This window comes from Chryseobacterium viscerum, assembly GCF_002899945.2.
GTDB classification, from domain to species: domain Bacteria; phylum Bacteroidota; class Bacteroidia; order Flavobacteriales; family Weeksellaceae; genus Chryseobacterium; species Chryseobacterium viscerum.
In genome coordinates this window covers 209,538-227,517 of record NZ_PPEG02000011.1, presented here as the reverse complement: position 1 = coordinate 227,517, position 17,980 = coordinate 209,538, and the positions used below count along the sequence as shown (strand labels likewise).

Here is a 17,980-nt window from a genome sequence, read left to right as displayed (position 1 = left end):
TTATTTTCTAAATATTTCCCCAAAAATAGCAAATTTTATTCCGTATTGCCAAGATTATCTACAGCCTGTCCAAATTGTAATCTATATCCGTTGTTGTCATAGACTGCAAATTCTCTCATTCCCCATTCAAAAGTCTCAATCTCATAACAGACTTTGGCTTTTGCTTTAATGTCTTCCCAAAGGGCATCCACGTCATTTACATTAAAATAAAATGATCCTGAAAAGCCAATTGAAGCAGGATTTTCATGCTGGTTAGGCTGAGAAAGCATAATAAGTACCTCATCTTTACGAAGAGAAGCCCATTGCCAGTCGTCATTTCTGTCCATAAGGGTAAAACCAAGGATATTCATATAAAATGCTATGGTCTCATCAAGGTTTTCTGTCCAGAGAATAGGATGAACTGCGGTAAACTGTGTCATGATTCCTGTAATTCAAAGGTGTTTTTATGGATTTTCATATTCAGGGAAATCCACGTTTCCTGATCAATCTTTGCTTCACTTTTAACGTCAGGATCAAAAGCGAAACCTACTTTTCTGTAACATTCAATAGCTCCGGTATTCCAGTCGTAAACGTTCAGTTCCGCGGTTTCTTTATCAAAATGACTGAAACCGTATTTCAGAAGCTCCTGCATTACTTTTTTTCCATACCCTTTTCCTCTGTTGTTTTCATCCCAGATCAGAATTCTTCCCAAAAGGAATGTCTTTTCTTTCAAAAAAATCTGAGCATGCCCCATTGTATTTCCGGTCTGATCTGTAATTTTAAATAAGGTTCTGTTTTTATCAGACAAATCGGTTTCCAGCTGTTGTTCTGTGAGCGGAAAATGGTAGGCAGGTCCGGCAAACTGAAGAAGCATTCTTTCATCGGTTATCTTTGAAATAAGCAACGGTACGTCTTCCATTGTAAAAGGCAGTAATGTAATCATGATTTAGTTTTCCAGATATATTTTTAAGCTTTGTCCTACGATAGCTTTCCAGCCTTGTGTAAAGTTTTCTCTTGAAAATCCGTCGCCTAAATCTTTGAAATTTTCAATTCCTTCATGGGTCAGCGTTATCACAGTCTGTCCATCTTCAGATTGTAATTCCCAGGTGACCACTGTTTTCAAAGGTGAAGAATCAGGATATGACCATGTGTGTTTTAGCTTCTGATTGGGTATTATTTCTAAAATCTCACCCTGATGGTGGTATTTATTTTCTCCACCAGGCTCATAGAAATTGAATTGCTTCCCTATTTCTAAGTCAAAATCCTGGATATCAAAATACCAGGATTTCATTTCATTTTTATCGGTTAATGCTTTCCAGACTTTTTCAGCCGGAGCATTTATTTTGTACTGAACGGTGATGGGTGTGTTCATATTATGGATTTAATATGTTTAATTTTATAATATTTTGTCTGAAACATTTAATCACAAAAGGCATATTTTTTTAACACTTAAGTTGTTTAAAGTTTTATTAGCGAGAAGTACACTTAAGTTCTGAAAATCCTGAGATTTTCATTTTGTGAACTTTCTACAAGTGCATGTTCATTTTATCCTAAATTGTTTTGTGACTTTTGTGGTTTTCTTTTTAATTACCCATGTGAAAAACCGGTGATCTTCGCTTCATCAAAATCCAGCTGCATTTCAATGGCTCTCATCACATGATCATCAAATATCTTTTCTCTTTTCATTCTGTGCAATTCGTTTCTCTGTGCCTGAATAACCTGGCGCAAGACATCTTTATTTTCATTAATTGCCGTTACATAATCTCCTGTGGAAGCCATACATTGGGCTTTGTCTGCCATCAGCATCATTTCGTTTTCCAGTTTATGTTTTTGATGACGTACCAGACTGTTTGTTACGGCCAGCTCAGAAAAATCATTATCCAGTTTGTGCAATGCTGTTTCTTTCAGCTTGCGCATAAGAATGACTTCCTGTTTTTCTTCCGGCAGTTCACTTCCGGAATCCTGGATATTCAATAATTTCAGGATCGGACTCAGCAATAATCCTTGTCCTACCAGCGTAATCAATATGATAACGAAAGTTACAAATAAAATAATATTCCGATGTGGAAATGCTTCTCCGTTTGGTAAAAAAGCGGGTATCGACAATGCTGCAGCCAATGAAACGACCCCTCTCATCGCCGCAAAACTGATGATAAACGGCTCCCGCCAATCCGGCTTGGGAACTTTTAATCTTAATTCTTTGGAGCATACTCTTGGGAAATACATCAATGCATAACTGTATAGAATTCTTGTCCCGATGATAGCCCCACCAATCACTACACTGTAGAAAATACCTTCTGAAATGGTATATTCTTTCATTCCTTCGACTACGATAGGAAGTTCAAGACCAATCAGGATAAAGATGATCGTATTCATAAGAAATATCAGGACACTCCATACATTTCCGGATTGGATCCTTGAGGTATGGCTTAGATAACAATGTGAATTGTATGACATCAACAACCCTCCGGTAACTACTGAAAGTACTCCGGAAAAATGAAAATGTTCCGCCCCCACATACATGATATAAGGTACAATAAGCGTGATGATGGTATCGATATTGGAGTTTGTAGGAATAACTCTCAATAATGCGCCAAACAGAAAACCGACAGCAACTCCTACCGCAATTCCTCCAATTGCCATGGTAAAGAAATCCTGAACAGCATCTCTCCAGATAAACTGTCCTGAAATAACTGCTGCCAGAGCAAATTTGAATACAATCAAACTGGATGCATCATTAATAAGACTCTCCCCTTCCAGAATACTGGTGATCTTTTTAGGGATTTTCATATGCTTCAGTACGGAAGTAGCCGCTACCGCATCCGGCGGGGAATTGACCCCTCCCAACAAGAATCCCATGGCTATTGTAAGGCCAGGAATAATGGAGGACGAAAGATAGGCCACGACTATTGAGGTTAAAAATACCAATCCAAAAGCCATTGAAAAAATCTGCTTTCTCCATTTATGAAAGTCCTGCCAAGAGGTAAACCAGGCCGCTTCAAACAAAATAGGCGGCAGGAAAATAAGAAAAACAAGGTCAGGTTCTATTTCAATACGGGGCATTCCCGGTATAAAGCTTATCAATAATCCTGCAATCACAAGAAAAATCGGATAAGCGACTTTTAGTTTTTGCCCGATCATCACCAATATCATCACAGATAGCAGTACTGCAATGGATATTATAACATAACTGTGAATCATTTTGAGTCAGTTTTTTTTTAAGTGTTATTTTTATTTCTGGATATAACTTACTTATTATCCAAACCTTATAGGTTTTAGAAACCTATAAGGTTTCCTTTATATTCTAAGTCCAACTCTTTTTGTTTTATAAGAATATAAAACAAAAAGGGTTAAAGTACAATATTATTCTTCGGAGTAATGGCCGGCGGAAGGTCAGATTCATCCAGCATATCTCTCATATCAATTTCAATGGTACGGCTGATCTGAGTGATGGGAACATCATTGGGGCTTCCTTCAAATGGATTGACAGAAGCTTCTCCTACACTGTCCAGGGTATGAAAACACCATGTTACCAGTAAAGAAAACGGAATATTAAACCATATTGCCCATCCTTCCACGATGGTTCCTTCTCCTAATTTATCAAATTCTTTCAGCAATCCGAAAGGCACAAAGACGATAAATAACAGCAAAAGATAAGTGGTAATAGAAGAAAAATTTCTGGGATAAGGAAAGTTTTTAATTCTTTCAGCTTTTCCCTGACTATCGGTAAACTTTACCAATTGCTGGTTGATCTGCGTCCATTGAAAATCGTTCAACTCTCCTTTTTCATAGGCTTCAGACAATGCTTTACTTTGGCTGGCCATCAATTGTGTTGCTCTGTTCTTTTTGCTTAAAATATACTGGACTTCAGGTTCTGAAAGATAATTTTTCAATTCCTCATCCAGTTTGGAAAGTCTCTCCGGAATGTCATACTTTTTGGAATATTCATCGAACTGGGCTGTTCCCATGTTTTCCCATGCTCTTGGCTCGCGAAGCTGAAATCTCAGCGCTGTAAGCCATGCATAATGACGAAGAAACATCTCTTTTACTTTAGCGGAATCTTTTGAGATCAGCGCATCTCTGAGAATATATCCAAAACTGCGGCTGTCGTTAATGATAGCTCCATAAATCTGCCTTGCTTCCCAGAGCCTGCTGTAACTGGCATTGTTTTTAAATCCTACAATGAATGCTACTGCAGTTCCCATGATGGCAATCGGCTGCCACGGAACAGAGAGAAATGTCCAGCCTAAAAAGTACAGGACTGTAGGAATAGCTGATAATATAATCAGTGCGTAAATACTTCTTCTGGTCCAACTAATGAACTCACGAGCTCCAAATCTTTTTCCTGAATGCATAAGTGTCTATTTATTTGTGTTTATTATTTTATTTTTTAAATAATGATTTCATCAGAGCATTCAGCGATACCGATCAATATTAGTTTTTAGTAAACGGAATATTGTTATAAAAACCAATCTGAATCTGCCCACGGTTCCTGTTTTCCTGAATCTGATTCATATAACCTGCTTCAATCCTCATGTTTTTATTGATGACATATCCTAAAGCTCCATAGACTCTGTTTCTATCGAAAACCGGACTATTAAAGTGAAGAAAGATCTCATTATACACCGAAGCATACAAGGTTTTTGGCAGCATTTCCTTTTGGGTAATCGGAATATTTACTCCAATCATATAACGGAATCTCATCCTGAAATCGTCTTCCAGAAAACGTTCTTCCAAACGGTAACGGTGCTGAAGATTAAAACGTCCGAATTTCTGCTTGGTTATAAACTGCTGGAAAATTCTGTGTTCAATATTCTCTTTTTTCTCACCACTTACATAGGGCTGGCTCAGAATGAAACCATATCCTAGTAAAACATTATTATTATTTTCTGTAAGATCATATCCAATCCCTGTACGGATCAGCAATTGTTCCAGGTCTCCTACTGCGTCGAAATTACGGTACTGAATCTCATTGTGCCAGTTCAGCTTCTTGCTGATCTTGTTATTTCCAAAATACATATACCATGCTCCCATATCATTTTTTTGGGCATATGTCAATATTGATCCTAAACTTAATACCGTAAATGCCAACTTCGTAAAAACCTTTCTCATGCTTAACAATTATTATTATCTATCGTTTTTAACAAAATTAATAATTTAAATCAATAATAGCAAACAATATTTTACACGGTGATTTAAAGAGATTCTGATGAAATGGGTTACCTCTATTATCTATAAAGTATTATCCAGGAACCTGTTCTGCCAGAATATCATTTTCATTCTGGTCAAAATAAGTACAGGTCATCGCATGGAGATCCATTGTCCAGCCTTTGATTCCGTTTTCTGCACAATCTTTACAAAAAGTCATGTAATCTGTTCCTCCTTGTTGGTGAAGCTTCAGCCTTACTTTAAAATTTTCGAGGTTTAAGGTATCGGAAATGGTGAGAGAATCATACTTGCTTCCGGTCTGCACAGATTGGTTTTCGGCATTGAAGTATTCGGTATTTCCTTCCGAGACATATGCTTTGTAGTGAGAAACACCCAACGCCTTTATAGCTTGAATATATTGAGGAAAATCGGCTCCGCTTTTTACTTTTTGGTGTTCTGCTTTAATGTTTTCAATTGTAAATTTCATTCTTTTGTATTTTCTGAGTGTTACTATTTAAGGGTACAAAATTATTATTTTTTCACAAACAAATCATCTGCATCTGCTTATAAAAACAAAAACTCATGTTATCAGAAAATATAAATTTTATTTAATTTGTTAATGAAAACAGCTCAAAGAATATTTATTCGAACCGGTCTTTTAAGTAGTTCATATCTGCAATCTTACTTTCTATGGCATACACCACTAAACCTGCCGTATTTTTGGCTCCGGTTTTCAGCAGAAGACTATTGCGATGCCCTTCAACGGTTCTGGAGCTTAAAAAAAGTTGATCTGCGATTTCAGAAGTGCTGTATTGTTTACAGATTAATTCCAACACCTCTTTTTCTCTCTTGGAAATATGATTGGCATCAAAAATACTGGAAACTTTCTTTTTAGGTTCTGTAAGGTTTTGATGTAATGCTTCCATTACTTCATTATTATAGAAAAAACCTTTACTATATACTTCCCGGATTGCAGTGAGTAATTCTGCGGGACTTGAGTTTTTTTTAAGAAAGGAACAGGCTCCCGACTGTATCATATTGACAATAAACGCTTTTGTATTATAGCTCGTCAATGCAACAATCTTGATCTGAGGATATTTGACATGGATTTGTTTGGTCGCTTCTACTCCGTTAATTTCCGGCATATTGAGATCCATCAGGATGATATCCGGCAGTTCTTCCAGCGTTATAAGTGCATCAAGCAGCTCTTTCCCATTGCTGAAATCGCTTACCAGCTCAATATCTTTCTCTCTCTGTATCAGCAATGAAATTCCCTGACGAAACAGCGCTTCATCATCTACAGTTATTACACGAATCATATCCTTTTCCATCTTATAAATATTTAAAATGTAAATTCAACAGTAATTCCTTTATTGTTTTCACTTTCAATGTTCAGTGTTCCATTGATAAGTTCTACCCTGCTTCTGATATTTCGCAACCCTAATCCTCCTTTCAAAGTATTTTCATCAAGATTAAATCCTTTACCGTCATCTTTATAGATACAGGTATTCTTTCCGTCTTTCCCCAAAAATTCTATGTCAATATGAGTACTTTCACCGTGTTTTATAGAATTGTTAATGAGCTCCTGAAGTATTCTAAAGATATGTAAATTTTTTTCATCCTCTGCTTTTGCAAAATATAGACTGTTAGAATAAGTAACCTGCAGGGTTTTGGATAGGTTAATTTCTGAGCACAATGCATCTATTGCAGCATGCAGTCCAAATTTTTCTAAAATGGGAGGAAGCAGATCATGAGAGATTTGTCTGGCGCTTTCGGCAGTTTTGTTGACCAGATGTATGATTTTATTTTTCTGATCGTTGTATTCTTCTCTGGCCAGATTATCAAAATCCAGGAGATGGATATGTAAAGAGACCACGCTTAGTTTTGAGCTGATGTCATCATGCAGATCCTGAGCGATCCGCAGCTTTTCTTTTTCCTGAGCACTTATAATAGCGTGCGTAAGATCTTTCTCATATCTGACCTCCAGCTCTTTTTTCTGAATAAGATTTCTTGTTATTTTCTTATTTGAAAAATAATAAAATATGATCAGGGTAACAGCCAATAAGGTAAATGCCAGAAAGGTGTAAACGATAGTGGAAATAATTGTATTCTCATTCATTTTGTAAAATCATAACAGTAATTACACATTTTTTCTACGGGAAGAAAGATATTCTGTCAGAATAAAAATCTGGTACACAATAAACATAACCACATTGAATACCCATATTTCTTTATGCAGCTTCCTATTCATCACCGTATACAGATTTCCTGACAAAAATATCACGGTACTGCTTATCAGATACAGTAAAAGTCCCAGACTTATATAATTATATTTCTTGTTGGTATCCAATATATTATATAAATGAAATAATGCCAGAATTATAATAGAATAAGAAGTGACAAAAATTTCAAATAGATTAAAAACATAATATTTTTCCGGATATATCATATACTGTATAACGAGAACGATAGGAATGATAATTAAAAGAGTACGTGCTATTTTCTTCTGGTATTTTTCCGTTAAAATTTCATGAAAGAACAACCCCAGCAACAAAAACTGACCTATCAGATAATAATGAGAGAAAAACAGATTATTAATCTTCTGATAATTCATTACGTAAAAAATAATTTCACATAGTAATATCCAGGCCAAATAGCCGATAAAAAATGTATAGGCTTTTCCAGAACCGGAAAAGCCTATGCAATATACTGCCAGATTAATCAGCAGAATGCCTTTTCCAATTAATGACAATATTTCAATCCAATGATCCAATGATCTCTAGTTTTTCAGATTACAGATCCAACCATTTCACAACGGAACATACACTTGGACAAGGGGTCGTCATATCATATACATAATATCCTTTATCATAATCTACAATATCATTATCATCTGCATCTACCCCTACCATCAGAAACTTAAATTCTCCTTCATTGGTAATTGCATTATACCCCCGATATTTTTCAAATCCTTTGTCTTTAATGAAAATATCATGAACGTCTTTTGCGGGGATAAGGTGAGCTCGTATAGACATTCCATCAATCCCTTTTGTATTTTGCCAATTTGTAATCCATGTTTTTGCATCATCTAATGATACTGCATGCTTAGGTAGTTCCATAGTTTTTCTTGTTTTAAATTATATAATAGGTTTAGAATAAAATTACTGTAACTGCACATTACAAGTTATGAAAAAAAACTAACCATACTGTGAAATAAATTCATTTTAATTAACATAATATTCATTTTTCAAAATTATAATAATACCAAACAATAAAATCACGTATTTCTACGCATTTTTCAATTTGGCATTTAACACGCTGTTATCGCTTTGTATTTCGCTGTTTCTTTGTGGTATCCTTTACAGGAAAAATTTCGTGAGAATACAAACAGTACCGGAAGCTTTTTGTCTTCTGTAACCTTAAAAAATCTGTATCATGAAAAAAATCATCTTTTTTGCAATTTTTGTTATCCTAAGCAATATTGCAGCTACAAATGCACAGATAACCACTGTAACTTTTGAAACTTCACCTGGTGGCACTACAAATTTTACCAGCAATGGATATACATTCAACATTGTTTCACAAGCCGGAACTTTTAGAATTCAAAGCAATTATCCAGGCACTGGATGGAACGGAACCGCGAATGACAATGTCTACATCGACAATACAGGAACAACCAATATCAATGCTCCTTCCTTCAGTGTTAAAAGCAGTTCTTCATTCACTGTGTCCAAGTTTTGGGTATTCTTAAGCAATACTGCTTTAAACCAGACTACCTCGTCAGGAACGCTGATCATTACAGGAAAATTAGCAGGAGTTACAAAGTTCACCACCACAAAAACATCTGGCTTTAATACAACATTCAATGCAACAGCGGGAACAACAGGCATCAACAACGGATTTACTCTGATTGATCTGGCTACCCTGAATAACCAGAATAACAGCAACACAACCATTGATGAAATCCAGCTGCAATCCACCGGAGGATATCTCTATATGTGTCTCGATGCGTTTACATGGACAAAAGCTTCAATGCTGGGAACCTCAGAAAACACCATCAAAGACAAAGCGAATATTTATCCTAATCCAACTTCGGGAATCTTCCATATGGAGCTGAAGAAAAATGATAAAGTCTCTTTATATGACCAGTCTGGAAAACTGATGAAAGCTACAGAAGCGGTAAAAGGTGAAAATAAGTTTGACATCACCGAACTGCCCGACGGAATTTATCTCATCACAACGGAATCAGCAAGCTATAAAATCATTAAAAAGAACTAAAAAGCTATTTCTTACAAACAGTTTACAATACATATTAAAAAAACCGACAGATATCTGTCGGTTTTCAATATTTTGAATACAAAAATGAATTTACGGATGTTGCTGCATTTTAGCAGGATCATCATAATTTACCATCCAGTTGATCCCGAACTTATCAGTAAACATTCCAAAGTAAGCTCCCCAGAAAGTATCTGCCATTGGCATAGTTATCTGTCCACCAGCAGAAAGACCACCGAATAATTTGTCTGCTTCGTCTTTGGATTCTGCGTTCACAGAAATAGAGAAATTGTTTCCTTCTTTGAAGTTAGAAGCCCATTCTCCACCTGTATCACTTCCCATTAATATTGTTTCCTTAGAAATAGGAAGAGAAACGTGCATGATTCTGTCTTTATCTTCTGCAGAAGCTTCTTTCCCTTCCATTGGAGGCATTTCTCCAAATGTTCCGATGTAAGGATATTCTCCGCCGAAAACCGACTTATAGAAATCGAATGCTTCTCTGCAATTTCCATTAAATGTTAAATAAACGTTTACTGATGCCATAATTGTTTTTTTATTAGTTAAGTTTGTTTTAAGTAGTCTTTATTGATTTTCAGATATTTTACCTGTGCTGATCTATAAGAATCATGTTTCCATCCGGATCTTTCAGATAAATATGTTCTGGTCCTGAAGTGGTTTCATCTGCTTCTTTCCCTATTTCAACTCCGCTTTCTTTTAATCTTTTCTGAATTTCACGCACATCTTCAAAAGATTCGAGATTCTGTGCATTTTCGTCCCATCCCGGATTGAAAGTAAGCATATTTCCGTCAAACATTGCCTGGAAAAGTCCGATCAATGTAGAACCATTCTTCATAATCAGATAATTCTGTTCTGCAGCTCCTGCCATGGTTGTAAAGCCCAGTTTCTCATAAAAGTCCTTAGATTTCTGAAGGTCTTTTACACTTAAGCTGATTGAAAATGCTCCTAATTTCATATTTTTTTTGTTTTTAAAGCGAGTTGATGTCCTGCGAAAACCAATCCCCAAACGAGAATTCCTGCGATCCAGAACCAGATTGGAGTAGGTAATGTTGCCATCATATAAATGGTCATCAGTAAAAAAATAACTCCACAGAGTATTGCCGCTGTATTTTTCCCGTTATTTGAAATTTTTGTAGCTGTAAATCCAGAAAGAAAAGCAGCTAATGCATAAGCCAGAATGATAAAAAACAAAGCCATAAAGGGAGCTTCACCCACATACACTTTCAGCGCCTCCATATCTCCGGCACCCGCTTCTGCAGGAGGAGGATACAAATAATGGCCTATATTTTCTACCAACGTAATGCATAGAGATCCCACAATAAGCCCCACTACCACGGCTAAAATTCTTCTCAGCATGATTATTGGTTTTTTAAATAGGTTGCGAATTTCAGAGTTCCATCGTAGCCTTTCCAATCGCCTACAAGCTCAATGTTTTGTCCTTCAATTTTTTCTGTTTTCTTATTCCATTTGAATTTGTAGACCAATTTTCCTTTAAGAAGCCCAGAATGTTTTCCTTTGTTCTCTTCTGCCAGCTCATATTCCCCAAATACAGTTCCCTGCTTTTTGGAGTCTTTATATTTCGAAATGGTAATCTTACCTTCAAATTTTGTATAGATGGCGTCTACAAGAGTGTATCCTGAAACAAAATATTCCTGATCATTCTTTTTATTCTGTTCAGAAATATTGATCTTAAGTTTCAGTTCCTGACCTTTGTTTCCAATAGTTCCTATATAAGGTTTACTATTGTTTAGCCAGGTATTTGAAATATCAGGCATCTGCCCCAACACAAAATTGGCGGTCAGAATGAGGAGTAATAAAAGTTTTTTCATACAGTGATTTTTAAACGCCAAATTGTGACAGGTGGTGGTTCAGATGTTTGGCAAACATATTATTCCACTCCTGAGCTTTCAATTTTCCGAAAGAAAAAGATTCTTTACCATCAAAAGCATCTGCTCCCAATTGCTGGGTCTTTTGGATAAAACCAATCAATCTTGTTTTTTCTTCGTGAAAATTTTTTCTGGTCGTTATCAAAAACTGCGGAGCGGTAGGAGAATCTCTTGGGTATGCTTTCTCTCCTACTACTTTAGGTTTTACAAAGGTTTTTAATATAAATTTTGCAATAGATCCCGGTTTCTTATGTTTTTCGGGTTCATAGATCATCTCATAGGTTATACTGCAGTGTGCCAACATCTGATCTACCGTCATTTTACCCCATAAACCATGGGTATCTTCCACCAGTTTGTTTATTCTATCAATATAGTTTTGAGCATCTTTTGCATCAAATACATTTTCCATATAATTTCTATTTTACTATGGACAAATATATTAGTTTTTTCGTTTGATTTTATCGTCGGTTGAAAAAATTGAGAGTTGCTCGCGACAAATTAACCCGCAACAAAAAAACTATTCAATATCCTCCCGAGAAGTGTTCTCGACTGCAATTTCCTGTGGAGCTGCTTTTTTGAAAATAAACCAAAGTTTGATTTTTAAAGCAATCCAGCCTATAATCGCGTATACCACTAAAAGAATGCTTAGATGCTTCAGATAAGGGAATGTAAGTTCTACCGAACCTTTTTGAATTAATAGAATTTTAAAGGCCTGTAAAAAAGGAGTTAACGGAATAATATTGGCAATAAACTGAACGAAACCAGGCATTGCATTCAAAGGCCATGTAAAACCACTGATGATGAAAGCCGGTGAGGCAATCACCATAAGAATCTGTGTAGCCTTCAATGCATCAGGAATCAGAATACTGATAAATACGCCTAAAAATGAAGCTGATCCCACAAAAACTGCTGTCAGAAGAATAAAATTGAGTATTCCTTCGGGCATCGGAACGTGGAAAATCATATGCATAAAGTAATAAATACCAACAATCAGAATAGAAAACACCCAAATTGGGATCACTTTAATAAGCATGGTTGGGAAGGCCCATTTTTTCATTTTCAAATATTCTTTTACAAAGGATCCTCTTTCAAATTCGGCAGCGAAACTTACAGCCATCGCCAGGAGGATTACCTGTTGTAATACCACTGCCAGCATCGCCGGCCACATGAAAATAAGGTAGTTTCCTGTTGTATTGAACAGGGTAATATAATTGGCTTTGAAAGGTTCATATTGTGTAGCTGCTTTTGCAGCAGGCATTCCCGCTTTTTGAAGGGCTTTGATGGAAGCTCCGGCAGAAAATGTTCCTATGGTCAGCTGAAGCGCTTTGGAGGCAAAATTGGCGGTTAAAACATTCCCTGTATTGATATAAACATTCAGTTCAGGGTATTTTTTCTGAAGCATATCTCCTTCAAACCTTGAGGGAATAATCACGACAGCCGCTGCTTCATGTTTGATCACCTCATCTTTGATACTCAGAGGTTCCTGCACGTATTTGATAATTTTGATGCTTTTATTATCATCCAGCATTTCCGTCAATTGGTTAGACAAAGGAGTATTGTCTCTGTCGACCACCAATACGGGAGTATTTTCAACTTTTCCGCTTTTGTAGACAAACCCCAGCAAAGTGGCATAGAACACCGGTGCCAAAAAGAACACCGTCCTTAAGGTAGAATTGCCGATAAAAAGTTTGAACTCTCGTTTTAAAAGACGGAAAAATTCTTTCATCTGTATATTTTTATATTGTGAAGAACACAATGAATCTTACTTAAAGCTCATCTGTCCCGTTTCAATTTATTTAAGGATAACATTGGCATTGACCAAAATACTTTTAGCCTTATTCATCTCTTTAGGTTTTACTTTGATCTCGTAGATTGCGTCCTGCAGCTGATAGTCAGGATAAGCAGTGGTGATATCTGCATACTTTGTCAGCTGCTTGATATACACAATATTTCCTGTCAGGTTTTCTTTATTATAAACCACCTGCATATTGACCTCCTGCCCTTTTTTATATTTTGAAATTGAACTTTCCGGAATGGTAAATCTGAAGTAGGTGCTTTCCGGAATATATCCGTTGAACAGGGCAAAACCAGCGGTTGCCAGCTCACCAGTGTTCAGGCTGATGGTTTCTATTTCCATATCATTGGTCGCAATGATATATCTTTCAGAGTAGGCCACATTAGCTTCCTGTAAAGCTCCTTTAGCCTGTGATGCCTGACCTGCTGCCATTTCCACTTTTTCGAAACGGGTTCCTCTTTGTACATCATCCAACTCTGCTACAACAGCATCATATTGTGCTTTTGCTCCCTGCAATTTTGCATAGATTTCGTCATGAGCCTGTGGAGACATTAAGCTGTCACGGAACATATTGTTTGCTCTTTTGTAAGATTTCTGTGCAAATTCATATTGTTCTTTTAACCCTTTATATTTTGCCTGAAGCTGCCTCATCTGATCGGCTGTGGCTCCGTTTTTCGCCATCTGCTCCTGGGCTGTGGCAGCACTTACGGCACCCTGAGCCTGAGCTATTTTTGCTGAAACCTCCGGTACATAAAGTTGTGCCAGGGTATCTCCTCTTTTCACAGTCTGCCCTTCGGACACATATATTTTTAAAATTCTTCCGGTTACCTTAGGAGCAAAAGAAATCACATCTTTTTTGGTTTTACCTTCGGGATCTTTGATCTTTTCATTTTTTTTGTCACAGCTCCCCAGCATAAAGAAAGCAGCGAAGAGTATAGATATATTTTTATGCATCATTTAAATTTTTAAGGGATTAAATAAAATTTGGTGATATCAAGTTCCTGGGTAGATCTCATCAGTTCTATTCCCGCTCTTCTCTGGTTGAAAATGGCATTCTGATATTCCAGTTCGACAACTTCAAGGTCATTTTCTGCATCGATCAGCTGAGAAGATTTACTCATCCCATATCTGAATTCTTTTTCTGCCTGTATGAGTGCATTTTTTGCCAATTCTTTTTCTTTGGCTTTTAATGGGATCTGTGCAGAAGCAATATCATAATTGGTTTGATTATTGGCAAGGTTCAGTGTCAGTTTTTTCAGGGCATCTTCTTTCTGATTTTGGAGTACTTCTTTCCCTACTTTGGCGGTTTCTTCTGCATGTTTTCCTTCTTTACCGTCGAAAATTTCCCATTTAAAGCCTACTCCTGCTGTAATCAATGGAAATACGTTGATATTATTAGGTCTCCAGTCCAGTTTTTTCCCTTCATATCCAAGTATTGGGACTGCCGGAATTACATTTTCTGAAGATTTGATCCTGTTTCCGTACAATCCGATATAATAGGCGGAAGCCATCAACTGTACCTTGGGAATCATCCATGTTCTTTCAGCTTTTATTTTATAGTCTGCTGCACTGATGCCGTGTTCCAAAGCACGGATTTCGGCTCTCTGTTCTATTCCTTTTTCTGCAGCAAGCAATTCTACCGGAGACAATACCGGATCAATCATTCTGAGTCGGTCTCTGCTGATGCCGGTTAAAATATAAAGCTGGGTAAGAAGCAGTTCCTTTTTCCCTTCATATTCTACCATTTTGGCATCTAAGGTAGCCTGAGCCAGTTCGATTTTCTTATGATCATAAGGAGTAATCAAACCGTAACCAAGCGCTTTATCTGCGGTCTTTCTGTTAATATCCAGTCTTTTTTTACTTTCATCCAGCACTTTTTTAGACTGATGAATCAGGGCTAATTGATCATACGCTTTAGAAATAGTGGCAATAACCTCATCTTTTGTTTTCTCCAGCAGAATATCTTCAGACTTTTTCTTTTCTTCAACGGCTTTTTTCAGGTACTTGACCTTTCCTCCCGAGTACAGAAGCATTTTGGCATCTGCCTTGGCAATCCCTGAAAAACCTGATACATTGAAATTATTGTTAAAAGCTCCTTCCGGAATATTGATAAAGGGAGCGAGATTGAATTCCGGTGACGTCAGTCTTGCTGTTCCGTTGAGATAGCCGGCTTTACCACTTAATTCCAAAGTAGGAAGAAAGATATCCTTTAGTTTGTGTTCGTCAAGATCGGTAAGTTTATTTTGGGTAATCTGCATTTTGAGGTTCGAATCCTGAACCATAGCACTATCCAGAAGTTCTTTAAAATCCGGCGCAGACTGGGCCCAGCCAAAAGCGGGGAAAGCAAAAAAACTAAACGTAAAAATCAATAAATTGTTTTTCATGGTTTATGTTTATAACAAATATAATGCAAAAAATATTAAAATCCTTAAAGATAATTCTACAATATGGTGAATTTAAAGTAAGTTTAAAATATGTTTAAGTTTAAGTCCCTACAAAATAAAGTTTTGGCCAGATCGTTTAAATGTTAATTAAAAACTAAAAAACTTTGAAAAAATATTTAACTCTACTTTTTCCATTCACTTTCTATTATGATTTCATAAGTAAACAAAGGGATAAAATGATATTCTTCCGAAAAAAATCACTGATTATTTTTATTCTATTCTGAATTTTGGAGGGTGGATTCCTACGGAATGAGAAACTGGGTAGATAGGCTTTTGGCAATAACAAAAACAGCACTTCATCTTAAATTCACAACAACCTATATAATAAAAAAATATATTTTGAAACAAATTCTCACCTTATTCTTCTCTTTACTATACATCTTTTCCGCAGCACAAGATCAGGAGATCTGCAACTGTGAAGCTTTAAAAAAAGCCAGGGACAGTTCAAGAAAAACTGATTCTTACCATTATAAAATAACCAGAAAACAAGCACTTACTCCTCCTTTTAAATTCATATCTATCCAATATTTAAAAAGGTTTTCAAGATCTGAAAACATAATAGATTCTTTAGAAACAAAAATAGCTTCTGCAGCAAGCAAAGTGTTATCCGACAGCCTATTGGGAAATTATAAAGTAAGAGATTCCATAAAAAAAATAGAATTTGCAAAACAATATGGAGATATTCCCTGGCCATTAATTGTTAAGACAGGCAAATTTAATAATACCATTGCTATCCTTTATCAGACTGATTCTTTTTTTAATGTGAAATACTATCTGAGAATCTCAATGGACAATGGAGAAACATGGAAGAATTATTATACCGGAATGGAAAAGAATAATAACTATTTTTTTAAAAGTAATTCTCAATTCCCATTATGGAAAAACAGCCATCATCTACAAATTGAAGCAGATATTGTAAGAATGACCAGACCATTGACCTTTCCCCATGGCGGACCTGAATATGAGACCTTAAAAAACAATGCATTGGTTGTTATTAATATTGATGAGATCATAAAAGATTCTGATGGTGACGGGCTTAATGATCTTGAAGAAAAAATGGAACTTTTCACCAATCCTCATTCAAAAGATACCGACAACGATGGAGTTTCTGATTCCGAGGATAATAACCCCAAATATAAAACAATAGACAATGATTTTACAAAAGCATTACTAGCCGCCATATATGGAGAATATGATCTCATTAATAATCCTGATCCATTAACCATTGAGTTTATCGTGAATTTAAAAACATTTAAAGAAGACTTTGCTTCACAGCGGGAAAGGTATAATTCTTATTCAAATAACGATAAAAAGAGTTTCCTTGATAGGCTGCAATATGATGTTATTGTAACTGATGACGACAACTTAAGAAGAGCAGATACTTTGGGTAAAAAGATCATTTTTCTCACCTCAAAAGAGTTTTCAAAATACGTCCAACAAAGTTTTAGCAATTTATATGTTCCTGTTTACAGCAAGCTTTTCAAATGTGATGATAAAAAAGACACTTACATTTTAATCCATAGTGGGGTTTCCAGAGGTGAAACTTATGTCATAACAAGAGTTCCCGAAGGTTGGAATATTAAGGTAATTAATCATTGGATAACATAATAAAATTGGCTTTATTCTTTTAATCCAATCCTAAAATTTTGGAAGATAAATTACTAAGGAATGATAAACTGGGGAGACAGATTTTGGGAATAATAATCTGCTCAATCAGCAAAATCTGTGAGAGATAATATTCAATTATAAACGAAAACTCCCCACATCACCGTGAGGAGTTTTCAGTATAATTATAATAAGCTGATTTACTTTTGAACTGCTTTTTTCATCGCAGCATCCGGACGTAAAATTCTGTAACGTACTTCAATGTCTTTTGGTACATAGAATACCAATGGAAGTTTGCTGTTGTATCTTACGATTTCAGGTTTTAAGGTAACAAACTTCTTAGTCTGTTTCTGGCCAGGGCATCCCATCAATGTTCCGGCTGTTTCTCCTTTAGACTCTACTTCATAATAGTTGTATCCCCATCCCTGAAGATCCTGAGTTTTCATTTCCCCCATCAGGAAGTAGTTATTACAGTCTACCATTTTTTCAGTACCCACGAAAAGTTCAACTTTTAAATCGTTTTCATTTTTCGCTACGGGAAGCTGAACATATACTTGCTTATATCCTTCTTTCGCTTTTGGGAACATTTCAATCTGTAGTTTTTCAAACTTTTCTGCCTTCTTTTGTGCGAAAGCATTTACTCCAGCCATTAATATCAATCCTGTAATTAAAGTTTTAGAAAATTTCATCTTTTAATAATTTTTTTAATTTGTACTACTATAAATTCAAAAACCATTCCAAAATTAAACAATTGTTTGATTTTTCAATTTAATTATACTTTTACTTGAAGTCTTACAACAAAAAACTGCAGTAAAAATTACTACAGTTTT

Annotated in this window: 22 protein-coding genes; 2 read left to right on the top strand and 20 right to left on the bottom strand. The window is 36.0% G+C overall.

Going from position 1 to position 17,980, the window contains the following annotated elements; all coding sequences use genetic code 11:
* Positions 1-35: 35 nt before the first annotated feature.
* The 11 genes from C1634_RS23505 to C1634_RS23455 form a co-directional block, all read right to left on the bottom strand.
* Positions 36-419: a bleomycin resistance protein gene (locus C1634_RS23505; RefSeq protein WP_109739231.1), complete on the bottom strand. Its 384-nt coding sequence runs from the start codon at positions 417-419 to the stop codon at positions 36-38.
* A complete protein-coding gene (locus C1634_RS23500; protein WP_103233795.1) occupies positions 416-922 on the bottom strand; it encodes a GNAT family N-acetyltransferase in 507 nt (168 codons plus the stop codon). Before C1634_RS23500 ends, C1634_RS23505 begins: the two co-directional genes overlap by 4 nt.
* 3 nt (positions 923-925) lie before the next feature.
* Positions 926-1,351 carry an SRPBCC family protein gene (locus C1634_RS23495; protein WP_103233794.1) on the bottom strand — a complete coding sequence of 142 codons (426 nt, stop codon included), beginning with the start codon at positions 1,349-1,351 and terminating at the stop codon, positions 926-928.
* Between the two features lie 215 nt (positions 1,352-1,566).
* Entirely contained in the window at positions 1,567-3,180 is a 1,614-nt protein-coding gene (locus C1634_RS23490; protein ID WP_103233793.1) for a Na+/H+ antiporter, read from the bottom strand.
* Positions 3,181-3,329: 149 nt separating this feature from the next.
* Positions 3,330-4,334, bottom strand: coding sequence for a bestrophin family protein (locus C1634_RS23485; protein ID WP_103233792.1), 1,005 nt, complete (start codon positions 4,332-4,334; stop codon positions 3,330-3,332).
* 79 nt (positions 4,335-4,413) lie between these two features.
* A complete protein-coding gene (locus C1634_RS23480) occupies positions 4,414-5,091 on the bottom strand; it encodes a DUF2490 domain-containing protein (protein WP_103233791.1) in 678 nt (225 codons plus the stop codon).
* Between the two features lie 130 nt (positions 5,092-5,221).
* Positions 5,222-5,614, bottom strand: coding sequence for a DUF1398 domain-containing protein (locus C1634_RS23475; RefSeq protein ID WP_103233790.1), 393 nt, complete (start codon positions 5,612-5,614; stop codon positions 5,222-5,224).
* A gap of 154 nt (positions 5,615-5,768) precedes the next feature.
* A complete protein-coding gene (locus tag C1634_RS23470) occupies positions 5,769-6,458 on the bottom strand; it encodes a response regulator transcription factor (RefSeq protein WP_103233789.1) in 690 nt (229 codons plus the stop codon).
* 11 nt (positions 6,459-6,469) lie between these two features.
* Positions 6,470-7,246, bottom strand: coding sequence for a sensor histidine kinase (locus C1634_RS23465; RefSeq protein WP_103233788.1), 777 nt, complete (start codon positions 7,244-7,246; stop codon positions 6,470-6,472).
* 21 nt (positions 7,247-7,267) lie between these two features.
* Complete coding sequence (locus tag C1634_RS23460; protein ID WP_109739230.1) at positions 7,268-7,900, bottom strand: hypothetical protein; 633 nt, start codon at positions 7,898-7,900, stop codon at positions 7,268-7,270.
* A 19-nt stretch (positions 7,901-7,919) separates the two neighbouring features.
* Positions 7,920-8,246, bottom strand: a complete 327-nt coding sequence (locus C1634_RS23455) for a hypothetical protein (protein WP_103235229.1) — start codon at positions 8,244-8,246, stop codon at positions 7,920-7,922.
* A 316-nt stretch (positions 8,247-8,562) separates the two neighbouring features.
* Between C1634_RS23455 and C1634_RS23450 the strand changes: the two genes are divergently transcribed.
* Complete coding sequence (locus C1634_RS23450) at positions 8,563-9,405, top strand: T9SS type A sorting domain-containing protein (protein ID WP_103235230.1); 843 nt, start codon at positions 8,563-8,565, stop codon at positions 9,403-9,405.
* 90 nt (positions 9,406-9,495) lie between these two features.
* Here C1634_RS23450 and C1634_RS23445 read toward each other — a convergent pair whose 3' ends face one another.
* The 8 genes from C1634_RS23445 to C1634_RS23410 all read right to left on the bottom strand — a co-directional run bounded on the left by C1634_RS23445 (position 9,496) and on the right by C1634_RS23410 (position 15,485).
* Complete coding sequence (locus tag C1634_RS23445; protein ID WP_103235231.1) at positions 9,496-9,945, bottom strand: VOC family protein; 450 nt, start codon at positions 9,943-9,945, stop codon at positions 9,496-9,498.
* 58 nt (positions 9,946-10,003) lie between these two features.
* Positions 10,004-10,375, bottom strand: coding sequence for a VOC family protein (locus C1634_RS23440; protein ID WP_103235232.1), 372 nt, complete (start codon positions 10,373-10,375; stop codon positions 10,004-10,006).
* A complete protein-coding gene (locus C1634_RS23435; RefSeq protein WP_103235233.1) occupies positions 10,372-10,776 on the bottom strand; it encodes a hypothetical protein in 405 nt (134 codons plus the stop codon). The genes C1634_RS23440 and C1634_RS23435 overlap by 4 nt, the downstream gene beginning before the upstream one ends.
* A gap of 2 nt (positions 10,777-10,778) precedes the next feature.
* A complete protein-coding gene (locus tag C1634_RS23430; protein WP_103235234.1) occupies positions 10,779-11,249 on the bottom strand; it encodes a hypothetical protein in 471 nt (156 codons plus the stop codon).
* 10 nt (positions 11,250-11,259) lie between these two features.
* Positions 11,260-11,715 (bottom strand): DUF1569 domain-containing protein, encoded by a 456-nt coding sequence (locus C1634_RS23425; protein WP_103235235.1) that lies wholly within the window; start codon positions 11,713-11,715, stop codon positions 11,260-11,262.
* Positions 11,716-11,823: 108 nt separating this feature from the next.
* Positions 11,824-13,032 carry an ABC transporter permease gene (locus C1634_RS23420; RefSeq protein ID WP_109739229.1) on the bottom strand — a complete coding sequence of 403 codons (1,209 nt, stop codon included), beginning with the start codon at positions 13,030-13,032 and terminating at the stop codon, positions 11,824-11,826.
* Positions 13,033-13,098: 66 nt separating this feature from the next.
* Positions 13,099-14,055, bottom strand: a complete 957-nt coding sequence (locus C1634_RS23415; RefSeq protein ID WP_103235394.1) for an HlyD family secretion protein — start codon at positions 14,053-14,055, stop codon at positions 13,099-13,101.
* An 11-nt stretch (positions 14,056-14,066) separates the two neighbouring features.
* Entirely contained in the window at positions 14,067-15,485 is a 1,419-nt protein-coding gene (locus tag C1634_RS23410) for a TolC family protein (protein WP_109739228.1), read from the bottom strand.
* A gap of 399 nt (positions 15,486-15,884) precedes the next feature.
* Between C1634_RS23410 and C1634_RS23405 the strand changes: the two genes are divergently transcribed.
* Positions 15,885-17,153, top strand: coding sequence for a hypothetical protein (locus tag C1634_RS23405; protein ID WP_123921559.1), 1,269 nt, complete (start codon positions 15,885-15,887; stop codon positions 17,151-17,153).
* A 197-nt stretch (positions 17,154-17,350) separates the two neighbouring features.
* On the opposite strand, the gene eco is transcribed toward C1634_RS23405, so the two are convergent.
* Positions 17,351-17,839 (bottom strand): serine protease inhibitor ecotin, encoded by a 489-nt coding sequence (eco, locus tag C1634_RS23400; RefSeq protein ID WP_103234607.1) that lies wholly within the window; start codon positions 17,837-17,839, stop codon positions 17,351-17,353.
* Positions 17,840-17,980 lie beyond the last annotated feature (141 nt).

Bases quoted from the DNA above. Each gene is read 5' to 3' on its own strand.
- C1634_RS23505 (WP_109739231.1), bottom strand. From the start codon at position 419: ATGACACAGTTTACCGCAGTTCATCCTATTCTCTGGACAGAAAACCTT.
- C1634_RS23500 (WP_103233795.1), bottom strand. From the start codon at position 922: ATGATTACATTACTGCCTTTTACAATGGAAGACGTACCGTTGCTTATT.
- C1634_RS23495 (WP_103233794.1), bottom strand. From the start codon at position 1,351: ATGAACACACCCATCACCGTTCAGTACAAAATAAATGCTCCGGCTGAA.
- C1634_RS23490 (WP_103233793.1), bottom strand. From the start codon at position 3,180: ATGATTCACAGTTATGTTATAATATCCATTGCAGTACTGCTATCTGTG.
- C1634_RS23485 (WP_103233792.1), bottom strand. From the start codon at position 4,334: ATGCATTCAGGAAAAAGATTTGGAGCTCGTGAGTTCATTAGTTGGACC.
- C1634_RS23480 (WP_103233791.1), bottom strand. From the start codon at position 5,091: ATGAGAAAGGTTTTTACGAAGTTGGCATTTACGGTATTAAGTTTAGGA.
- C1634_RS23475 (WP_103233790.1), bottom strand. From the start codon at position 5,614: ATGAAATTTACAATTGAAAACATTAAAGCAGAACACCAAAAAGTAAAA.
- C1634_RS23470 (WP_103233789.1), bottom strand. From the start codon at position 6,458: ATGGAAAAGGATATGATTCGTGTAATAACTGTAGATGATGAAGCGCTG.
- C1634_RS23465 (WP_103233788.1), bottom strand. From the start codon at position 7,246: ATGAATGAGAATACAATTATTTCCACTATCGTTTACACCTTTCTGGCA.
- C1634_RS23455 (WP_103235229.1), bottom strand. From the start codon at position 8,246: ATGGAACTACCTAAGCATGCAGTATCATTAGATGATGCAAAAACATGG.
- C1634_RS23450 (WP_103235230.1), top strand. From the start codon at position 8,563: ATGAAAAAAATCATCTTTTTTGCAATTTTTGTTATCCTAAGCAATATT.
- C1634_RS23445 (WP_103235231.1), bottom strand. From the start codon at position 9,945: ATGGCATCAGTAAACGTTTATTTAACATTTAATGGAAATTGCAGAGAA.
- C1634_RS23440 (WP_103235232.1), bottom strand. From the start codon at position 10,375: ATGAAATTAGGAGCATTTTCAATCAGCTTAAGTGTAAAAGACCTTCAG.
- C1634_RS23435 (WP_103235233.1), bottom strand. From the start codon at position 10,776: ATGCTGAGAAGAATTTTAGCCGTGGTAGTGGGGCTTATTGTGGGATCT.
- C1634_RS23430 (WP_103235234.1), bottom strand. From the start codon at position 11,249: ATGAAAAAACTTTTATTACTCCTCATTCTGACCGCCAATTTTGTGTTG.
- C1634_RS23425 (WP_103235235.1), bottom strand. From the start codon at position 11,715: ATGGAAAATGTATTTGATGCAAAAGATGCTCAAAACTATATTGATAGA.
- C1634_RS23420 (WP_109739229.1), bottom strand. From the start codon at position 13,032: ATGAAAGAATTTTTCCGTCTTTTAAAACGAGAGTTCAAACTTTTTATC.
- C1634_RS23415 (WP_103235394.1), bottom strand. From the start codon at position 14,055: ATGCATAAAAATATATCTATACTCTTCGCTGCTTTCTTTATGCTGGGG.
- C1634_RS23410 (WP_109739228.1), bottom strand. From the start codon at position 15,485: ATGAAAAACAATTTATTGATTTTTACGTTTAGTTTTTTTGCTTTCCCC.
- eco (WP_103234607.1), bottom strand. From the start codon at position 17,839: ATGAAATTTTCTAAAACTTTAATTACAGGATTGATATTAATGGCTGGA.